At 47.9% G+C, this 2,506-nt stretch carries 2 protein-coding genes and 1 riboswitch; both genes read right to left on the reverse strand.

From position 1 onward, the window contains the following. Positions 1-109: 109 nt before the first annotated feature. On the reverse strand, positions 110-1,408 hold the full coding sequence (locus tag ADA01nite_RS21500) for a homocysteine synthase (protein WP_146812472.1): 1,299 nt from the start codon (positions 1,406-1,408) through the stop codon (positions 110-112). Between the two features lie 252 nt (positions 1,409-1,660). Then, a riboswitch (SAM riboswitch) is annotated at positions 1,661-1,764 on the reverse strand. A gap of 92 nt (positions 1,765-1,856) precedes the next feature. Then, the coding region (locus ADA01nite_RS21505) for a helix-hairpin-helix domain-containing protein (protein WP_218029603.1) at positions 1,857-2,506 on the reverse strand (650 nt) is incomplete at its 5' end.

The raw sequence follows: 2,506 nt of genomic DNA on the forward strand, positions 1-2,506 counted from the left end.
TTTTTCTTCCCTGGATCTCATTTTCTCTTCCCCTTCTTTCTTTGCCTCATGATTTTCACAGAAAAAGGGGGAGGAAATGCCATCCTCGCCCCTTTTACCGCTTTTTTTATTATACTGTCGTCAATTGGCTTGCTTTAAGTGCCTGTTCCAAATCGGCAATAATATCATCCACAGACTCAATGCCGATGGAAAGACGGATCATTTCCGGAGACACGCCCGCACTTGCCTGCTCCTCTTCCGTCAACTGCTGGTGTGTTGTGCTTGCCGGATGAATTACGAGCGTCTTAGCATCACCCACATTGGCCAGATGCGAGAGAAGTTTCAGGCTGTTGATAAACTTCTTACCTTCTTCGACTCCGCCTTTGATACCGAATGTGAAGATGGAACCGGCGCCTTTCGGCAGATATTTCTGCGCACGCTCATAGTACTCGTTACTTTCAAGGCCCGCATAGTTAACCCACTCAACAAGCTCGTGATTTTCCAGATATTGCGCCACTTTCTTCGCATTTTCCACATGACGGTCCATGCGCAGATGCAACGTTTCCAGCCCCTGCAAGAACAACCAGGAGTTGAACGGTGATATGGCTGCGCCCAGGTCACGAAGCAGCTGGACACGAGCTTTAATAATGTATGCCAGATTGCCTACCGCCTCCGTATACACTACACCGTGGTAACTCGGATCCGGCTCGGTCAATCCCGGGAATTTGCCGTTGTTCCAATTGAAATTTCCGGAGTCAACAATAACGCCGCCAATGGAAGTGCCGTGACCGCCGATAAACTTCGTTGCAGAATGAACAACAATGTCAACGCCAAATTCAAACGGACGGCAAAGATACGGTGTAGCGAATGTATTGTCCACAATGAACGGAATGCCATTCTCATGCGCAATGTTTGCCAATGTTTCCAGGTCGGTTACGTCCCCGCGCGGATTTCCAATCGTTTCGGCAAAGAGCGCTTTTGTCTTATCTGTGATTGCAGCCCGAACTTCATCTGTGTTCTCCGGGTTCACGAATTTCACTTTCAGACCGAATTTCGGAAGCGTATGCGCGAACAGGTTATATGTTCCGCCGTACAGGTTAGTAGATGCCACCACTTCATCCCCGGCCTGCGCGATGTTAAGAAGCGAGAATGTAATCGCTGCTTGTCCGGATGCGAGCGCAAGCGCGCCCACCCCGCCTTCAAGCTCCGCAATCCGCTTCTCAAACGTATCCTGAGTCGGGTTCATAATGCGGGTATAAATATTACCGAATTCTTTTAACGCGAACAGATTTGCCGCATGGTCAGTATCTTTGAATACATATGAAGATGTCTGGTAAATCGGAACCGCCCGTGATAGTGTAGCCGGATCCACTTCCTGTCCTCCGTGCAAGCATACGGTTTCGAAATCGAATTTGCGTTCTTCTGCCATGTTCAATTTTCCTCCTCTATTCTGTAAAAATTGGAAGCAAGAAGTTGAGATGTGTAAGATTCAAGCTAATGTTGAAAAGGCATACGCCTTTTTCAGCATTAGAATCTAACCTCGTCCCTTCCCCTTACCTTCTGTCATTGATTTTTCAGGCGAGCAAACGCCTGCAATATTAAGAGATTTTGAGCGCTGCGAACCAAAATAAAATCCCTCTTCTTGGAAGAAGAGGGCTGGATGCTCAGGTATGTACCATCGCTCTCATCTTCCAAAGCATACTGCTTTGCTGGAATTAGCACCTTGCACTTCGTGCCGGTTGCCGGGCTTCTTCGGGCCAGTCCCTCCGCCGCTCTTGATAAGAGATTGCTTATGAAATTCGCTTGTTATATCTGTGCTGTTCTTGTTTGTAATTATAGCCTCACTATTCCGACCTGTCAACTTAATTCGAAAATTTTTATTGAACAAAAATTTTACCCCTCATTTTTTCCAGTGTCTTTGGGCCGATACCTGAAACATTGGTCAGCTCATCCACCGTTTTGAATGCTCCGTGTTCTTCTCTATACTGCAAAATGGCCGCTGCTTTTCCCGGCCCTATTCCCGGAATCGTTTGCAGTTGCTCGGACGTTGCCGTATTCAGATTCACTTTATCTCCTTGCGCCGCAGTAACCATCCCGCTTCCATTTTCACTGGCCACCATACCGTCCGTTACCGCCTGCGGAGCCTTCTCTCCCTTCAACGGTATATACAGCATCATTCCGTCTTTAAGCGGCATGGCCCCATTCACCTGCTTGGCATCCGCTTCCGGAAGCAGACCTCCCGCCATGCCGATCGCCTGATAGACACGCGCATCCCCCGGCAGTGTATAGACGCCCGGATTTTTTACCGCACCTTTGATATCTACAATAATCGAGACAGTCATCGAAGAGGAGGCTTCACCTTTCTGTATCGGTTGCTCTGTTTGCCCGGCGACTTCCGACTCTGACATCGCAGACGTCTGCATAGCCGGTTTCACCTCTGTGAAGGCAAGCGTCTGTTCTATAGTTTCGTTATTCTTGTTATAAAAATAAATACTACTACCTAAAATGAGAAGACATATACTACTAA

This window comes from Aneurinibacillus danicus (assembly GCF_007991215.1).
GTDB lineage: Bacteria > Bacillota > Bacilli > Aneurinibacillales > Aneurinibacillaceae > Aneurinibacillus > Aneurinibacillus danicus.